Annotated in this window: 14 protein-coding genes and 2 pseudogenes; 12 read left to right on the top strand and 4 right to left on the bottom strand. The window is 37.5% G+C overall.

Translation table 11 applies throughout. The annotated features are described in order from the left end of the window. Positions 1-40 precede the first annotated feature (40 nt). Positions 41-346, bottom strand: coding sequence for a hypothetical protein (locus QME45_10000; protein ID MDI6618987.1), 306 nt, complete (start codon positions 344-346; stop codon positions 41-43). Positions 347-864: 518 nt separating this feature from the next. Between QME45_10000 and QME45_09995 the strand changes: the two genes are divergently transcribed. From QME45_09995 to QME45_09940, 12 genes are all read left to right on the top strand, one after another. After that, positions 865-1,917 carry a uroporphyrinogen decarboxylase family protein gene (locus QME45_09995; GenBank protein MDI6618986.1) on the top strand — a complete coding sequence of 351 codons (1,053 nt, stop codon included), beginning with the start codon at positions 865-867 and terminating at the stop codon, positions 1,915-1,917. Between the two features lie 325 nt (positions 1,918-2,242). Continuing rightward, a complete protein-coding gene (locus QME45_09990) occupies positions 2,243-3,316 on the top strand; it encodes a GntR family transcriptional regulator (protein ID MDI6618985.1) in 1,074 nt (357 codons plus the stop codon). Positions 3,317-3,457: 141 nt separating this feature from the next. After that, positions 3,458-4,372, top strand: coding sequence for an ABC transporter permease subunit (locus QME45_09985; GenBank protein ID MDI6618984.1), 915 nt, complete (start codon positions 3,458-3,460; stop codon positions 4,370-4,372). Between the two features lie 13 nt (positions 4,373-4,385). Continuing rightward, the gene (locus QME45_09980; GenBank protein ID MDI6618983.1) at positions 4,386-5,285 is read left to right on the top strand and encodes a carbohydrate ABC transporter permease; all 900 of its coding nucleotides are present in this window, start codon (positions 4,386-4,388) and stop codon (positions 5,283-5,285) included. A 133-nt stretch (positions 5,286-5,418) separates the two neighbouring features. Then, entirely contained in the window at positions 5,419-7,068 is a 1,650-nt protein-coding gene (locus QME45_09975; protein ID MDI6618982.1) for a hypothetical protein, read from the top strand. A gap of 111 nt (positions 7,069-7,179) precedes the next feature. Next, the gene (locus QME45_09970; protein MDI6618981.1) at positions 7,180-8,208 is read left to right on the top strand and encodes an SGNH/GDSL hydrolase family protein; all 1,029 of its coding nucleotides are present in this window, start codon (positions 7,180-7,182) and stop codon (positions 8,206-8,208) included. Positions 8,209-8,274: 66 nt separating this feature from the next. After that, on the top strand, positions 8,275-9,432 hold the full coding sequence (locus QME45_09965; GenBank protein ID MDI6618980.1) for a uroporphyrinogen decarboxylase family protein: 1,158 nt from the start codon (positions 8,275-8,277) through the stop codon (positions 9,430-9,432). Positions 9,433-9,480: 48 nt separating this feature from the next. Next, on the top strand, positions 9,481-12,297 hold the full coding sequence (locus QME45_09960) for a glycoside hydrolase family 38 C-terminal domain-containing protein (protein MDI6618979.1): 2,817 nt from the start codon (positions 9,481-9,483) through the stop codon (positions 12,295-12,297). 29 nt (positions 12,298-12,326) lie between these two features. Beyond that, a complete protein-coding gene (locus QME45_09955; GenBank protein MDI6618978.1) occupies positions 12,327-13,256 on the top strand; it encodes a uroporphyrinogen decarboxylase family protein in 930 nt (309 codons plus the stop codon). Between the two features lie 15 nt (positions 13,257-13,271). Beyond that, positions 13,272-14,450, top strand: a complete 1,179-nt coding sequence (locus QME45_09950; protein ID MDI6618977.1) for a uroporphyrinogen decarboxylase family protein — start codon at positions 13,272-13,274, stop codon at positions 14,448-14,450. Positions 14,451-14,494: 44 nt separating this feature from the next. Beyond that, positions 14,495-15,433: a discoidin domain-containing protein gene (locus QME45_09945; protein MDI6618976.1), complete on the top strand. Its 939-nt coding sequence runs from the start codon at positions 14,495-14,497 to the stop codon at positions 15,431-15,433. A gap of 271 nt (positions 15,434-15,704) precedes the next feature. Continuing rightward, the gene (locus QME45_09940; protein MDI6618975.1) at positions 15,705-15,845 is read left to right on the top strand and encodes a hypothetical protein; all 141 of its coding nucleotides are present in this window, start codon (positions 15,705-15,707) and stop codon (positions 15,843-15,845) included. 503 nt (positions 15,846-16,348) lie between these two features. Here the strand turns inward: QME45_09940 and QME45_09935 are convergent. From QME45_09935 to QME45_09925, 3 genes and pseudogenes are all read right to left on the bottom strand, one after another. Then, a pseudogene (locus QME45_09935) lies at positions 16,349-16,552 on the bottom strand (transposase). 79 nt (positions 16,553-16,631) lie between these two features. Beyond that, positions 16,632-16,772: a hypothetical protein gene (locus QME45_09930; protein MDI6618974.1), complete on the bottom strand. Its 141-nt coding sequence runs from the start codon at positions 16,770-16,772 to the stop codon at positions 16,632-16,634. 955 nt (positions 16,773-17,727) lie between these two features. Further along, positions 17,728-17,877 (bottom strand): annotated as a pseudogene (locus QME45_09925) (transposase). Between the last annotated feature and the right edge of the window lie 69 nt (positions 17,878-17,946).

Genomic DNA, 17,946 nt, shown 5'->3' with positions numbered 1-17,946 from the left:
GCACATGAAAAAATTGTGAATTTTTCATGTGCTTTTAAATTTAAAAAGATGTAAATCTGTCATATGGGTAAAATCTTTTGTTGATCAATATCATTCCTTTTGTTCCAGAGTTTATGCTAAGAATGGGCGGCACATCCTTCCTTGTAAATAACTTATCCGATATTACTTCTATTTTGTAGGCAGATATAATGTCGGGAATTGACTTCTGTGTGCCTTTATTTTTCCGGACGCTTTCGTTTTTTACTAAAACTGCTGTAATCGTCATGGAGTTTATGCCCTGTCTGTAAAGGGCACTCTTTACATCTTCAATATCTTCGGGGTTTACTGTTATAACAATTTTACCCAATACTATGCACCTGCCTTATAGAATAAAAAAAGCCATGGAGTAACACACCGGACCCCATTGCCTCGATTTAAACAATAAAAAAGCCGTAAAATATTCACCTCTTCATTGAATAAATTACGACGCCTTTGCCGTTTAATATTTGATTACAGATATAATACCACTGAAAAATTTAGCTGTCAACAAAAAAAGATCAGCTTTATAGAAAGTACATCCTATGATAAGATTATGGACAGCGATGGGTTTGAATTTTTCGGAGGTGATGAAGATGGGGAGATTATACATACCTATGCGAAAACTGTGTGAGGGAAATATGATGAGGATATCATAACCATCACAAATTCATCGCGAATGGGGGCTTGCGGATACTGCTGAAAGGATAATATATATGAGCTTGATTGGATATATTGGAAAGATAGGATGTGCCTCCCAAATTCATGTTGATTTAATCTATGAATGGAATTAAAATGTATTCATAACAGATTAGGAGAAATTTTAAGATTATAGAGGAAGGTCTTTTTATGAATACATTTAAGCCTGATTATCATAATATAGAAGATGCCGCAAAAAATATTGAGACTAAAAGGCTGCCGCTGTATGAACACATCATATCGGACGAGATAATGGAAAGGGTACTTAATAAGAAATTCAGAAAACTTTTATATGGTACAGATTCGGACATAGAGGAGTATTTCCACAATTATTGTGGATTTTTCCTAAGGATGGGCTATGACACCGTATCATTTGAATGCTGTATAGGACCGGCGATGCCTGGCAGCGGGTCTCTTGGCGGACATATAAAGGGTGTAATCAATACCATGGAGGACTATGAAAAATATCCCTGGGATGAGGTACCCGATAGATATTTCAATATGTATGGAAAATACTTTGATGCGCTGCGAAGGACAATGCCCGAAGGCATGAAGGCCATCGGCGGTGTGGGCAATGGGATTTTTGAAGCTGTGCAGGACGTGGTCGGCTATATGGATCTCTGTTACATTTCGGTTGATGATCCGGAGCTTTATTGCAAGCTGTTTAAGACGGTCGGGAGGATCAGCTTCCAGATATGGGATAGGTTTCTGAGAAAATATGGAGATATGTTCTGTGTTTGCCGTTTTGGAGATGATCTGGGTTTTAAAAATACAACACTTATTTCGGCAAAGGATATAAGAACTCATATAATTCCGGAATACAAAAAGATAATCAATTTGGTACATAAATATAACAAACCATTTCTGCTTCATTCATGCGGTTGCATATTCGATGTTATGGATGATCTGATTGAAGCTGGTATCGATGCAAAACATTCAAATGAGGATCAAATTGCATTATTCCCGGTATGGGTTGAGAAATACGGCGACCGCATTGGCAATTTCGGAGGCATCGACACCGATGCTGTCTGTAGATTATCCAAACCCGAAATGAAGAAATACATTTATGATGTGATAGAAAAATGCAAAGGCCACGGAGGTTTTGCATTTGCATCGGGAAATTCAATACCAAACTACGTTCCCGTTGAGAACTATTTGAACATGGTCGAAATCGTCAGGGAATATAGGGGAGATTTTAAATAAGAATTATCGCAAGATTAACGGATTTATAATAATCTCCCCCTCTTCTGGGGATAATTAAAATACAAATATGTTTAAGCTGTTTGTTTTCTGATTTCTAATACTTCAATTTTATACATATCAAATCTATATACATTCCCTGATTAAGCCTATATATTGTGCAAATAAACTATTTATAAATTATTTCAGAAATATTCTAAAAATATATTGAAAAATTCTTATTGCTGGTATATATTATATATAGTTAGCATACTAAGTGGTACCAAGTTAGTATACAAACTTGAAGGGAATAAAATATGCATATTTTAAATCTTAGGAGATAAGCAATATGACTGCTACTAAAGATACTGGCTTGAAATACCAGAAAATGAAGAAATATATTATTGATCAGATTAATAATAAGGTGTACAAGCCAAATGAACGTATACCAAGCGAAAATGAGTTGTCCAAACTTTTAGGGTTTAGCATTATTACCGTTCGTAAGGCAATGGCTGAACTTGTAAATGAAAATATTATTTACCGTGTGCAGGGAAAAGGCAGCTTTGTAGTTGATACTAATAAAATTGCCGCAAGCAAGAGGATAGCTGCGCTCATAATGTCAGGAAATGGGCCATATGACAGTTCGTTACTGCAGATAATAAAAGGCATTCAGACGTATTTTAAAAAAGAAAATTATTCTTTAATTGTAGAAAGTTCGGACTCGAATATTGAGAAGGAGAAGAAAATAATTGATGATTTAGTAGGGAAAGGAGTGCAGGGTATAATACTTTATTCATCAAATCCGGATGCAAATATTATTTCGATAAAAAGAATGAGGGAGATGATGTTTCCACTTGTACTGATAGACAGATATATAGAAGAATACCCTATTAATTATGTCTGCCCCAATAATTTCGCTGGTGCTTTCTCAGCAACCGAATATTTACTGAAGTCAGGACACAAAAAAATTGCATTTGTTGCTTATGAGTTTTACTTGAGTTCAGAGAAGGAAAGATTCAAGGGATACTGTAAGGCTATGGAGGATTTCAAGGTTGATGTCAATCCAGAATTGTTATTTACCGAGCATGATGTTGATTTTGAACGCATGTTGAATTTAATAAGAGAGGAACAATTAACAGCGATTTTTGCCGCTAATGACCGCAGGGCGCTTGAATTAATGGATTTGTTAAGTAGAAATAATATAAGAATTCCAGATGATGTTTCAATCATAGGATTTGATGATTGTGAAAATATAAAATATGCAAAAATATCTTTAAGCACTGTAAGACAGGATTTTATCGGCTTAGGATATGAAGCTGCAAATATATTGCTCGAGACAATTAAAAATCCTGATATGGAATATAAAGTAGTTATGCTTCCAACAAAACTGATTATTCGAGATTCTACTAAAAATATAAAATAAACCTTTTCACATATGCAAAACTAAAACATATTTCAATAAAGCTGACCGCAGATATAAACAAATAATCCAAACTAATGATAAACGTAAGAAATTTTATGTTTATATAAATTATATAGCTTTTTTAACGGGGAGGTAAATTCTTTGATTGGTACTAAAAAAAACTTCTGGTTAAAGTTATGGAAACAACGTTATTTATTTTTAATGGTATTACCGGGTTTCCTTGTAGTCTTAGTTTTTAACTATTTCCCAATGTATGGGATAACCTTAGCTTTTAAAAATTATAATGTCGTTAAAGGCATTTGGGGAAGTCCCTGGGTTGGACTCAGGCATTTTAAAGATTTTTTCAGAGATCCAATGGCATTGAGGGTTCTGAAGAACACATTGGTACTTGGTCTATATTCACTGTTTTGGAGTTTTCCAGCGCCAATAATTCTTGCATTACTATTTAATGAGGTAAAAAGCCATACCTTCAAAAAGTTTGCCCAGAGTATTTCCATCTTTCCTTATTTCATTTCCACTGTTGTTGTTGCAGGCATGTTAAAAGAATTTTGCGCAAGGGACGGATTGTTTAACCAAATAGTTAATTTTTTTAGTGGTAAAACTATAATGTTTCTTATGGAGCCTAAATATTTCAGGACAATATTTATATCATCAGGCATATGGCAGGGCGTTGGTTTTAGTTCAATAATATACCTTGCAGCGTTAAGCGGAGTGGATCCTACATTATATGATGTAGCAGAAATAGATGGGGCAAATAGATGGCAGAAAATGGTCAACATTAGCTGGCCTTCTATCAAACCTACTACTGTAATACTTCTGATTTTCGCGCTAGGTGGCATACTGGGCTCAGATTTCCAAAAAGTGATATTGTTGTATTCACCAGATACATATTCGGTTGCAGATGTAATAGGTTCATATGTTTATCGTGAAGGCCTTATTGGTGCTAGATATGAATATACAACCGCAATCGGCCTGTTCATGTCTATCATATCATTTGTAATATTATATCTTGCCAATTTATTAAGCCGGAAGGTATCTGAAACAAGTCTATGGTAGGAGGAAATAAAAAATGAAACGAAAAGGAAGTTTTGGCTCAAATGCTTTTGATATATTCAATACTATTTTTATAGTAGCCTTTATTGTGAGCATATTATATCCGTTTCTGAACATAATAGCTACTTCATTCAGCAATGCCATACATGTTGCAAAGAGTGATATTACAATATGGCCAAGAGGTTTTACGCTTGAAGCATATAATTACGTTTTTCATGATCCTTTTGTATATAAAGGGTACTTAAACTCTATTCTTTATGCTGTAGGTTCAACAGCAATCATGCTGGTATTTACATCGTTAATAGCCTACCCCCTTATATTGCCAGACTTTATGATTAAAAAATTTATTACCATATTTCTAACAATAACCATGTTTTTTGGGGGCGGCTTGATACCGACATACCTGCTTATGAGAAATATGCATCTGCTTAATACGTACTGGGTAATGGTACTTCCGGGATGTGTCTGGGCCTATAATGTATTTATATTTAGAACATTTTTTCAATCGATACCAAGTGAGCTGAGAGAATCGGCCTTAATGGACGGTGCCAATGATATTGTAATTTTATTTAAGATTATGCTTCCTTTATCCAAGGCACTTATTGCAACATTTGCTTTATTTGGGATTGTAGGAAGCTGGAATAGCTGGTTTAATGGTCTTATCTATCTTAATGATCAGAACAAGTACCCACTTCAGTTAATATTAAGGAACTATTTATATGTAATTGATTCTAATACAATCCAACTTAGAGCTGGAATGTCGAATTCTGCTAATTCACTGAATCATAGGGAGCTTGACCCGAAGAGTGTGAGAATGGGTATGATAGTTGTCACAATGTTTCCAATAATGATGATATATCCATTTTTCCAGAAGTATTTTGCGAAAGGTGTGATGATTGGGGCCATTAAGGGATAGATATAAAAGGCAATTATATTTAAATTAATTTACAAAGGGAGGTGCAAGTATCCAACGAATTGTTTTTTATTTCTATAAAATAAACGATACAAGATATTTTAACAAAAAAGGTAAAAAGGAGGATATACTTTAAATGAAAAGATTTGCTAGGTTAATAAGTTTAATAATTACTTTAGCATTAGTTTTCAGTATGGTAAGTTGTAATTCTACAAAGGAGACAACAGACAAAACCCCTAAGAATACTGAACCATTGAGTTTCACGGCTACATTAAATTCTTGGGGTGGCGATGATGCAAACAGCATGGTTCAAAAGGAATGGCTTAAACAGATGGAAACCAAGATGGGTAGGAAGATCAATATCAAGTTTAATTATATTCCTTCTTCGGGATATGATGAAAAGGTAAAACTTATGATATCAAGTAATACCCTGACCGATTTTGTACAGTTACCTTCATTTTGGGATTATGCACCGTCTGCAAAACAGGGTTTATTCCTTGAATTAAGTCAATATAAGAATTTAATGCCTAATTATTTGAAGTGGGTAAATCAGGCGTACGATGGGAAAATAAATGCCTATATGGATGACGGCAAAATGTATATATTTAATGAAGTTGGGCTTCCAAGATTCCCTGCTGATAAGGGCATAGATCCGAATAATGTTTCATCATACAGGTATGATGTCTTTCAGAAGAATAATATAAAAGTACCTACTACACTTGATGAAGTTTATAGTGCCGGAAAACAGTTGAAGCAGTTATACCCTGATAAATATCCTATTAATCTAAGGTTTAATAATCTGAATTCATTATTCTATGCCAACCATGTAACCAATGATATATACTGGGACGGAGAGAAGTATGTTTTTGGCCTGTTCCAGGATGGTTATAAGGAAGCACTTCAGTTCGCAAATAAACTCTATTCAGAAAGACTGTTAGATCCAGAGTATACAATTGAGACAAATGATACTATCAAGAAAAAGGCATTAAATGGTGACAACTTTATGTGGCTGAACGAATGGTTCACAAGTCCCGGAGATTATACACGAAATGCTGGAGACGGTAAGATTTTTGCGATTACTCTATATCCTGATAATCCAAAATATGGGAAAGCATGGCAGAGCATTCAGGATGTAAATACAGTAAGCCTTAATATAGGTTGGGATGGATTTGTTATAAACCCAAAGACTAAAGATCCTGAAGGTTTAATAAAATTCTGTGATTTGCAGTATAGCGAAGATATCATAAGACTTATTACATGGGGTATTGAAGGTACTACCTATACAATAGGCTCTGACGGGAAACCACATTTTGTTGATTCAATCAAAAAGGCAGCAGACCCATGGGCAGAAGGCGACAAATACGGAATAAGGGCAAGCAGCAAACATCGTCCTGGCCTCCAGATGGCTGCTGATTCAGCCGCATATGTTGACTTTGCACCTAATGATTACATTGTTGTGGATAACCAACTTAAGGAGGAGCCAATAGAAAAATCATCCTTCTTTTTGAATATACCGTTCCCGAAGAGTGAATATACTCCTCCGTTCTTCCGTGGGCCTTCTCTTCAGTTTACGCAAGACGAGAGCCAGCAGATTTCAACAATTATGACGCCTATTTACACTTATAGAGATGAGATGCAGAGTAAGTTTGTAAAGGGTGATGAAAGCTTTGACAAATGGGGAGCTTATCAGGATAAGCTGAAAAAAATGGGAGATATAGATAAGGTTTTGAAGATTTATAATGATGCAGCAAAAAGATATAATGACAAGAAAGCAGCATCGAAGTAATTTTCTATAGAAAACTTTTTATATAAGTGAATTTAATATCCACCCGCATAGAGGGTGGATATTAAGTCTAATAACTATACTGACTAATAGCTTTTTGCGGAGGGATTATTTATGATATCCAAGATTTCAAATGATTTTCCGGTATTCGACTTCAAAAAGGACGCTAGGTATTTAGGCTTTTTTGATTTTAGTTGTCCTGAAGGACCTATATTTTCATGGTCGGGTTGTTCAATACAGACTAATTTTAACGGCACAGGCATTTATGCAAAAATAATTGATAAAAATATGACCGGTAATAGTTGGATTAGTGTAATCATTGACTATAAAGAGTCAGATCCCATTAATATTAAACCAGATAAAGATATGTATGTTATAGCCAAAGGGCTGAAAAATGAGGCCCATAATCTGGAGATTCATAAGCGAACAGAGGCTTTGCTTGGACAGTTGCAGTTTTGCGGGTTTGAGCTGTCTTCAGGCGGAAGGTTTTTAACACCACCTTCAGAGAAAGCAAGAAAAATTGAAATAATAGGGGACTCGATAACCTGCGGTGCTGGGAATGAAGGAGTTTATTCCGGAGATGATGCTGAATTTCTTGGTAAGGAAGAAAATAATTATATGTCGTATGGTCCTATAGCGGCACGGATTTTGGATGCAGATATTGCAATGGTTTCAATATCAGGGTCAGGTTGCTATCAAAACTACGGGGGGGCCAAGGAGAATACAATTGGGGATCTGTATTTAAAAACCAACCTTTCAACGTCATACGATGAATGGAATCTAAAAAAGTGGACCCCAGATGTTGTGGTAGTAAACCTTGGCACCAACGATTTTTCAGCTGAAATTGATACCGATAAGTTCAAAGAAAAATATAAGAGACTTATAAAGCATATACGGAATAAATATTCAAAAGCTGCTATTTTTTGTTCAATTGGACCGATGAATTTACAGCCAGGCAAGTATATTGATTCAGTAGTTAATGAATTAAAAATTGAAGGGGACAGCAGTATATTTTATTGCGAGTTTGACCCAATAGATTTGAAAGATGAAGGCCTTGGCTGGGGAACCCATCCAACTATAAAGACACATGAAAAAATGGCAAAGAAACTGGCAAATGAAATAAAGCTAAGACTGTGCTGGTAATCTTTATATATTTAAGTCGTAATTACTAATAAATATTTAAATTTTAATGGAAAGAGAGTTCATATTATGCCTGATGAATTTAAAATGCAGGGTAGAATTACAGATCATAAGAATTTAGATTTAACGAAACTCAACAGGGATGTAATCAGAGGAAAATCAAACGGCAGGATAATATGGCAGCCAAGAATAATTTGCTGGTACGACGACAGAAAGTTCAGGGGAGAGGAACTTCCAGATCCCTATACAGGCATGAATTTGCCTAAAATATACCGGGAACTGGGCTGCTCAAACAGAAATTACAGTTTTAACGGCTGTTTTGTAAAGGTAAATGATCCGAGAGTCAAAGAGTATTCACATAAGATAAATGACTTTGAAACAGAGTACATAATTGAAACTCCTGTTGGGAAGATAAACAGCATAATGGCATCGAACAGCTCAAACCCCGGTGTTTTTCCTAAAAAATGGTGGGCAACATGTGAAGATGATATCAAGGTACTGTCGTGGATGGAGGAAAGGTGTACATGGAAGTGGAACCAGGAGTGCTATGACAATGAGCTGAAGATATGGGGCGGCACCGGTCTTCCTACTGTATTTTTACCCCGTGTAAATGTTCAGCATCTGTTTATCGATCTCATGGGAGTTGAAGGCGGCACATATGCCATATATGATTATCCGAAGGCCATAGAGAGGTATTTTCAGATACTTTCAGAAAGCCATGAGCGGTTAATTCATGTGGTGAATGATTCTCCCATTGAAATAATCAATTTTGGGGACAACCTGCATGGAGGAGTGACTTCTCCGGCATTGTTTAAAAAGTATGTGATCCCGGAATATATAAAGCGGAATGAATTGCTGCATAAAGCGGGGAAGTTTACCCATTCCCATTGGGACGGGGATACGAAAGCACTTCTTCCGTTTGCAAAGGAATGCGGGCTGGATGGAATTGAAGCGGTAACACCGAAACCACAGGGCGATGTGACAGTCGAAGAAATAAAAGAGGCTTTTGGAGACGAGCTTTTTCTGCTGGATGGCATCCCAGCAATCCTGTTTGAAGACAGATTTCCGCTTGAGGAGTTGGAAAGTACCACTAAAAAGGTTATAGAGCTGTTTGCTCCTAAATTGATACTTGGTATATCAGATGAAATGTCATCGATGGGGAATCTTGACAGAGTAAAATTTGTAGGTAAAATCGTTGATGATTACAATGCTCAGGTGAGCATATAGATAAATTAATTAAAAATCAATTACATAATTAAAAAGGATGAAAATAAAATGGCAGATTTGGTTAACAAGTTAATGAAATTGGACAAGGTGCCTGATAAAGGCTACTTTGGGGAAAGGATTTATTCAGAGCTTCAGTATGCCGTTAAAATTTCAGATGTTGACGGAGGTAAATTCAACGGCATTATTGACAGAGCCATGGATTACGTGCTCGGCGAAAAAGCCAAAGCTGGCATGGTAAATGAGGAAATATGCAAAACAGCAGAGAGCATACTTCTAGAGATTGCGCATGAGGCAAAAAAATATAAATTAATATGTGCCGCCCATGCACATATAGACATGAACTGGATGTGGAGATGGGATGAAACCGTATCTGTGGCGCTGGATACATTCAGGACCATGTTGAACCTGATGGATGAATATCCGGAATTCAAGTTCTCACAATCTCAGGCTTCCGTCTACAGGATTATGGAAGAATATGCACCTGACATGGCTGATGAGGTAAGGAAGAGGATAAAAGAAGGCAGATGGGAAGTTACGGCCGCAACATGGGTCGAGTGCGACAAGAACATGCCGTGTGGTGAAAGCCTTGCAAGGCATATACTATACACGAAAAAATATCTATCCAATACATTTGACTTAAATCCCGACAGACTGAAAATAGATTTTGAGCCTGATACATTCGGGCACAGCGTCAATATCCCGGAAATACTTGCAAACGGCGGTGTTAAATACTATTACCACTGCAGGGGATGCGAAGGTCATACCGTCTACAGGTGGGTTGCACCTTCAGGAAAGTCTGTGATTGCATACCATGAGCCATATGGGTATAACTCGGATATAAACCCTTCAATAGCATTATGTGTACCGGAGTTCTGCAAGAAGTACAACCTTGATGCAATGCTGAAGGTTTACGGCGTAGGGGACCACGGAGGCGGGCCGACAAGAAGAGATATAGAGAGAATTATCGACATGGATACATGGCCTGTTTTCCCTCAGATAAAATTTGGTACCTTTAATGAATTTTTTAATTACCTTGACAACTCAGGAGTAGATTTCCCTGAAGTAAGGGGAGAACTAAACTTTGTATTTACCGGCTGCTACACCACCCAGACAAGAATTAAGGCGGGCAACAGGAAAACCGAAGCAGCCCTTAATGAAGCGGAAGCATACTCGGCCTTATCGGCTGTATATACGGGTTCAGAATACCGTCATGATTCCTTCTCAAAGGCATGGGAGAATGTCATGTTCAACCAGTTCCATGATATCATACCAGGTTCGGGAAGGGTGGATACACGCGAATACAGCATGGGGCTTTATCAAAAGGCACTGGCGGATGCAAACAGCGAGAAGAGCAGAATATTAAGAAACATTGCCAACCTGATAGATACAAGGGAGTATATGAATGCCGACAAGGACTTTAATATGAAAGAATCCGTATCGGAGGGTGCAGGTGCCGGATTTGGAGTGTCGGACTTTAAGATTTCCCAGTGCGAGAGGGGAAATGGAATCACAAGGGTATTTACGGTATTCAATCCTGCGCCATTTAAGAGGGAAGAGAACACTAAAATTATGGTATGGGATTGGCAGGGGGATATAAAATCAATAGTATTTATAGACTCCGAAGGCAGAAGGGTGCCTTACATGTTGCTTAAAAACGGTTTCAGTGATTATTGGGGCCATTCATTTGTGAGCATACTGCTTAGGGTGAAGGTACCTGCATGCGGCTATGCCACTTATATAATGGACGACAGCGGCGACAGGGAGCTCAAGATACCAACCAGCGAATATCCGAGAGTTGAGAAAGAAGATTATTTTGTACTGGAGAATAAAAATATAAAAGTTGTATTTGACAAGAATAATGCATCCATAAAGTCATTCATAGATAAGACAAACGGAGAGGAAATGATAGATGCCGGCAGGCCTGCCGGCACATTCAGGCTTATCGATGAAGACACGGATAAGGGTATGACGGCATGGATAGTTGGAAGGTACATGAATATAACCAACCTTAATCAAAACGTCAAAATTAAAAAAATTGGTTATCCGGAGGATGGTTTGAGAAAAGCAATTTATTATGAAATACCGTTCAGAAATTCGCTGCTTAAGGTAAAAGTATCCCTGGACGACGACAGTACGGCGCTCAATTACGACGTCGAATGCAACTGGCTTGAAGTCGGGAAAAACGGCGTATCGGTACCGCAGCTGAACTTCATAGTTCCCATTGGGTATGAGGTTTCCTCATACAGGTATGATGTACCTTTTGGGACAATAACAAGGGAGCCTTTGGATATGGATGTGCCTGCAAACAGCTGGGTTTTTGCCGCACGTGAAGAAAAGGGCAAAAACTCGCTGATGATTATAACGGATACCAAATATGGATTTAGGGGATATGACAATTCCATGGCTGTGACGCTGATCAGGAGTTCATTTGATCCAGACCCATATCCTGAGCTTGGCGTTCATAACTTTAGTTTTGAAATCAATATGACCAATGGTGTTTCAAACAAGGAACTCATCAAGCAGGCATACAGCTATAATCATCCGCTGACAGTTATATCGGATAAGCCTCATAAGGGTAGTTTCCAAAAGGCAGGCAGTTTTGTATCTCTTGAAGGTGGGACTGCCGTATTATCATCAATTAAGATGTCTGAAGATGATAATCACAAGCTTATTGTGAGGGTTTATGAAACCGAAGGCAAAAAAAGCACAACCGTTTTAAAATTTGGATGTACTCCCAAAAGGGCATATTATGTTGATATAAATGAGAAAATGATTGAGACTAATCTATCTGCACAAATTTGCGGGAACAGGGTAGAATTTGAAGTAGAACCATACAACATTGCCAGTATTTGTATGGAGTTTTAAAATAATATAACTAAAGGGGGCACTTTTTTATGACTCCAAAGGAAAGAGCTGTCGCAGCGTTAACACTTAAAATTCCTGACCAGGTTCCTACCTTTGAGCTTGAATTTCAACTTGAAGAGGAAATGTTCGGTAAAAGGTTTCTGCATCAGGAGGATTTGAAAGGAAAGACTCAAAGGGAAAGGGAGAAGCTTATTGAGGAAAATGCAGAGTATATGGTCGATGTCTACAGCAAACTGGAATACTCAATAATTCCTGTGCATTACCTTGATGACGATGGCTTGATGGCTACTGCTAAGTGTATAAGACAAATAGTAGGAGATAAATTCATGCTTACAACACACGGAGATGGTACATTTGCTATTCCTGATGGGAATGGGATGTTGGATTTTATTTATTCGATAGTGGATAAGCCAGAGGAGGTTAAAGAGGAAGCAAGAAAGATGGCAGAGAGGGCCATAGAGCATAATAAGAAGTTTATTGATGCAGGCTTTGATAGCTTCATATTTTGTTCCGATTACTGCTTTAATAAGGGTCCATTCCTTTCACCTAATATGTTCAGGGAGTTTATACAGCCATACCTGTACAGGATAGTACATGAGACAAAAAAGGCAGGCGCATATGTAATAAAACATACTGACGGAAACATCATGCCAATCCTTGACCAGCTGGTTGAATGTGCGCCTAATGCACTTCATTCACTTGACCCGATGGCAGGTGTGGATATTAAAGAGGTTAAAAGACTGGTTGGAGACAAGGTTTGCCTATGCGGAAATGTGCACTGTGCAGCCCTGCAGACTGGAACCGATGAAGATGTTATTCAAAGTGCAAAGTACTGCCTGACATATGGAAAACCTAATGGAGGATATATCTTCTGCACAAGCAACATACCATTTAAGGGTATGCCCGTTAAAAGGTATAAAATGATACTTGATATATGGAAAAGTATGAGAAACTATTAGAAGGTATAAAATGAAATGGACTTTACAAAAAGTCCATTTCATTTAAAAGGAGACTTATTTATGAATGAAATGACAAATCGTGAAAGGATAATGGCAGCATTAAACGGCAAGGAAGTAGATAGACTACCATGGGCGCCGCTAATAGACCCATATTTTATAAATTCCCTTCCATTACAGGGATATGATTTAAATATTATTGAAGCCATGCGCTTTATAGGTAATGATATTATCGAAAGGCATGTGTCGGCTGTGAAGGTATCCACCAAGAACTTGAATATAAGAACTGAAATTAAAGGTGGAGTGACACGTACCTATTTTGAAACCCCGGTAGGGACATTATATAGCGAAACATGCACGGGTGGATGCACCAACTATATAAGCAAATATCTTTTAAGTTCTACTAAAGATATAAAGATACTTGAGTACATTGCCAATAATACAGAGTACACACCTGATTTTGAAGCATTTATTAGCAGGGATAAATATATAGGAAACGATGGGATTGCTACTCCATCAGGTCCTCTAAGCCCAATACAGGAAATGCTGCAGTCTTATGCAGGTATTGAGAACACTGTTTATTTAATGGCTGACTATCCTGATGAAATAGATGAACTCCTTAATGTACTGCATGAACGTAACAAACGACATTATAGGGTCCTATCTAAATGCCCATGTGGAGTCATTTTTGATTATGAAGATACTTCAACAACAGTGATGAGTAAAAATATGTACGCAAAATATTCTGCACCCATGATAGATGATTATGCACAAATAGTGCATGATGGAGGTAAACTGTTTATAACTCATATGTGCGGAAAACTTACAGGTTTTGCCGAAATGATTGCACAAGGGAATATGGATGGTATTGATTCTTTATGCCCACCGACAACCGGAGACCTGTATCCATGGGATGCCCGCAGAATTTTTGGCGGAGATAAGGTGATAATTGGCGGGATAGAACCTCCGGCTTTGTTCAGGATGAGCATAGAAGAATCTATCAAAACCGTGATAAAAGTAATAAAAAAGATGCCTTCACTAAAGTCATTTATTTTAAGCACTGGTGATGCAGTGCCATATGGAACTCCTATTAAGAATATGATTGCAATAACCAAACTTTTAAAAACACTTGGGTCAGCATCTTTAACAGGCGAATTTGATGAGAAGATTGCTGAGAATATTACATCTGGAATTTAGAGGCTGATATATAACCCAATAAATTGATTAGAATGGAGAACAATATGTGGAGAGTTAAAGAAGGTTTAAAAATTCAACCCAATATGTATATTCAGCCAAAGGTTTTGACCACAAAATCAGGTCATAGAGTGCATAAAGAAGCTAATTTAATAAATGATTATGGGATTAGTGGAAATCTGGACAAGACAGATGTTCATGATAATCATCCACAAGGAAATACCATGTGGCTTGTCAAGGATCCTGCTGGGAAAGTGGAGATTCAATTTGACCTGCAGGGTAATTATCCGGTGGGCGAAATGTGGATATGGAATTATAACCAGTTTGACCCTGAAAAACCTGAAGCCGATTATCCTGCATGGGGTCTTAAACAGATCAGGATTTATCACTCTGTTGATGCGGTCAACTGGGAGGAATTAAAGGGTGAAGGTTATCCATATATATTGGCCAAAGCTGATAGAAGCCCAAAGCTATTTGCAACTGATCTGATAAACGGCATACCTATAAACTTTGAAGGAACTACTGCACGCTATATTAAAATAACAGCGCCCGCCATTTCAGGTAAGGGAAACTGGGGTGGAACAGAGAAAGAAAAGAATTCGTTTGGCCTGTCGAAGGTTCGAATCTATACTGGGAATGGTTTTGCAATTATACCTGAACCTATATGGACAAATCTGATACATAATTTTGACGGATGGACAGGGGGGGACGGATCGTTCAGTGTCCCCATGAATGGATTTGATGCACCAGGTGGCCCAGTCCAGGATACAACCTTTTTGTTTGGAGATACACTAATAGGTTCAATTGACTCTGTAACTGATATCCGAAACTCTGATTTTACGATGATTAATAATTCCTACGCAATAGTTAAAAACTCTATGCCCAAAAAAGAAAATGTGGAATATGTTTGGAGACAGACGGATGGCAGAAAACCTGAATATGTACATAGGTATTGGAGGGGTAATCGGCAAATACGAAAAATCTAAAATGCGGCAGCTTATCGGGGAGATGGACTTGGTCAGCTTTTAAGTCAATACATAATGAGGTCCCCAGGATAAAGTATGTTGGTCCCGTATTTCCACAGGTAGTGGGTTCAGTAATTTTGGCGGCAAGATTGGTAAAAGTGTGCATTTGATAATCTTATATTTGAACGTAAGGGAACTTATGTTAAGGATCATCTGATTTCTAAACCAGCATGTATTTCAGAAGACCATAATTGGAAAATAATTCATGTACCGACACGAAGGGGATATTGTGATGATTACAACAAAAAATGGAATGAAATACCGATTGGATTATCTTGAGACCATTATTATACCTTATGGTACTGGATCATACATACTTTCATGTAAAGAAGGCACAAATGCAAAAGTTCTTAAAATATTTATAAAAAAATAGAAATGCTATCATATTTTTTTAATTTGGCTTGAATGTAGCAGGACAGGGACTGGATGTATTTCTTAAAGAAACAGTACATAAGAAAATGACTTTTAATTTCTTAATTAAAGTGAGAGAATGGGATATGAACCGTAAGTGCGAAAGGATAGAGATGAACGGATATGACTGAAGCTTCCCAAAAGAATCGATGAATAGAGTCTGTAAAAATAGTTTCCTATAATAAAAAATCAGTAGAAAGCTATTTTGTTATTGGGGGAAATATTATCTTTGTACTGATCCATGAGTAGACACATATCCGCTGAAGGTATTCAGGATGCATTAAAGAATATGTTTGGTAGCACAATCGAGGCAATACTGAAGCAGAAATGGCTGAACATCTTGGTTATGAATCATAAGTTGCCTGTTGAACTCTTCTAATGTTGGTAGTATATATTATTCTAATCTCTAATAATCTCTGATGGGAAGTTAAAGCAAATGGACAGGCTATCCCAGTTATTTGTCCGGGACTGAATTACAATGGGATACTTATCCCCCCATGTGGCCTCAAGCGAATGAGGAGCATCCGATGCTGCCTCTTTATTCGGGGTCTTATATACTTTTATTGCTTCAGGTAATCCTTTGAGCCCATCCATACAGGCAATTATTATGTCCTTAACTCCCCTGCTTTTAAGGTCATTGCAGACTGGCAACCAGAACCTAGCTCCTTCCTGCCCACACTATGGCCATACATATATAGGCTGCCCTGTTTACAATCTGATGTTCATTCCTGACTTAAAATACAGAACATCAGACGATAGGATATACAGCATCTAAAGATCTGTCTGCCATGCCAGAGCTGTTTCCATGACTGTATCCGTTATCTCTGAAATCATATTCCTTATAGTCCCTTATCAAAGCTTCTTTCATTATTTCAAATATTCCAGCCAAGTACAGATAAGAGCTCTTCATCAGTTACTGCAAATAGTACATCAGTCAGGCTGGTCTTTAACTTCATTTTTGTCGCTATTGATAAGATAAGAATAATATATGGTGGTATATGTGTATTCGTATCTCTTTTATCCATAAATATATATTCAAGTTTCTCCACTAAATCTTCGTTTCTCATCTTAAGGATTATTGTATCTATCAGATTTACAAAGTTGACATTGACATCGGCAGCATCGATTTTACCCTTCTTTTATTGCATTTATTACTTTTGCAAAATTGTATCATATGAATCAGCTCTAATTGATTTTAGTATTAGATTATTTACTCATGATACATTCTACAAAAGTTATTAAAATTATTTTTATAATTTATTATTATTTTTATATTTATTTACTACATAAATATATATTCCTAAATTACGAATTGGAAAAAAAGATCAAAAAGGTTATGTCAATAGTTTTTGATTATTTCACCCTGAAGAGGCTAAATATTTTATGAAAATATCACCTTTTCAATTTATACGAAACTTTACGTGGGGCTCTGCCCCACACCCCGGCCTCTGAATAAGAAAGCCGGAGTGTGGAGAAAATATAACTGCCGACGAATAAGAAAGTCAAGAGATATGTTCATTTTTAAGGCAGTTATCGGAAACAAACTGAGCGATGATTGTATTAATACTTGAACCTGTCACTTGTCTTTTCTTTTTATCTAAAATCGGAATTGGTGTGAAGAGGGAGCCTTTGTAAAACACCTTTACTCCTAAGCGCTGGTTAATAAGAATATCAATCTTTGACTTAGGAAGAATACCAGGCACATTGCATTGACAGAGAATGCTGTCAAGTGAAAAGCATCCGCTGTTGTCCACGGTTCTGGTATACCTGATACTGAGCAAGCTGTCAATGTTAATGCCTTTCGGGCGCGGCATAAAGGCTGAGTTTCTGTTGTTCGGCTCGATTCCGAAACGAGTGTTGAACCGCGCGATATATTCATCTTGCAGGAAGGCATTCGCTTTGGAAACATCAGTGATATTTCTCCTTGCAAATTCAACGGGCAGACGGCTCTGCAGTGTTTCCCAAAGCCGTTCGACGCGACCTTTTGCCTGTGGGGAGCGCGCGTGTATCAACCGCGAGCCAAGCTGTTTCGTTATGTCGTCGAATTGGGTCGCGCCGTATTT

It is taken from the genome of Clostridiales bacterium, from assembly GCA_030016385.1.
GTDB lineage: Bacteria > Bacillota > Clostridia > Clostridiales > Oxobacteraceae > JASEJN01.
Note: the sequence above shows the minus strand (reverse complement) of the source record. Positions and strands in the feature narration are given on the sequence as shown.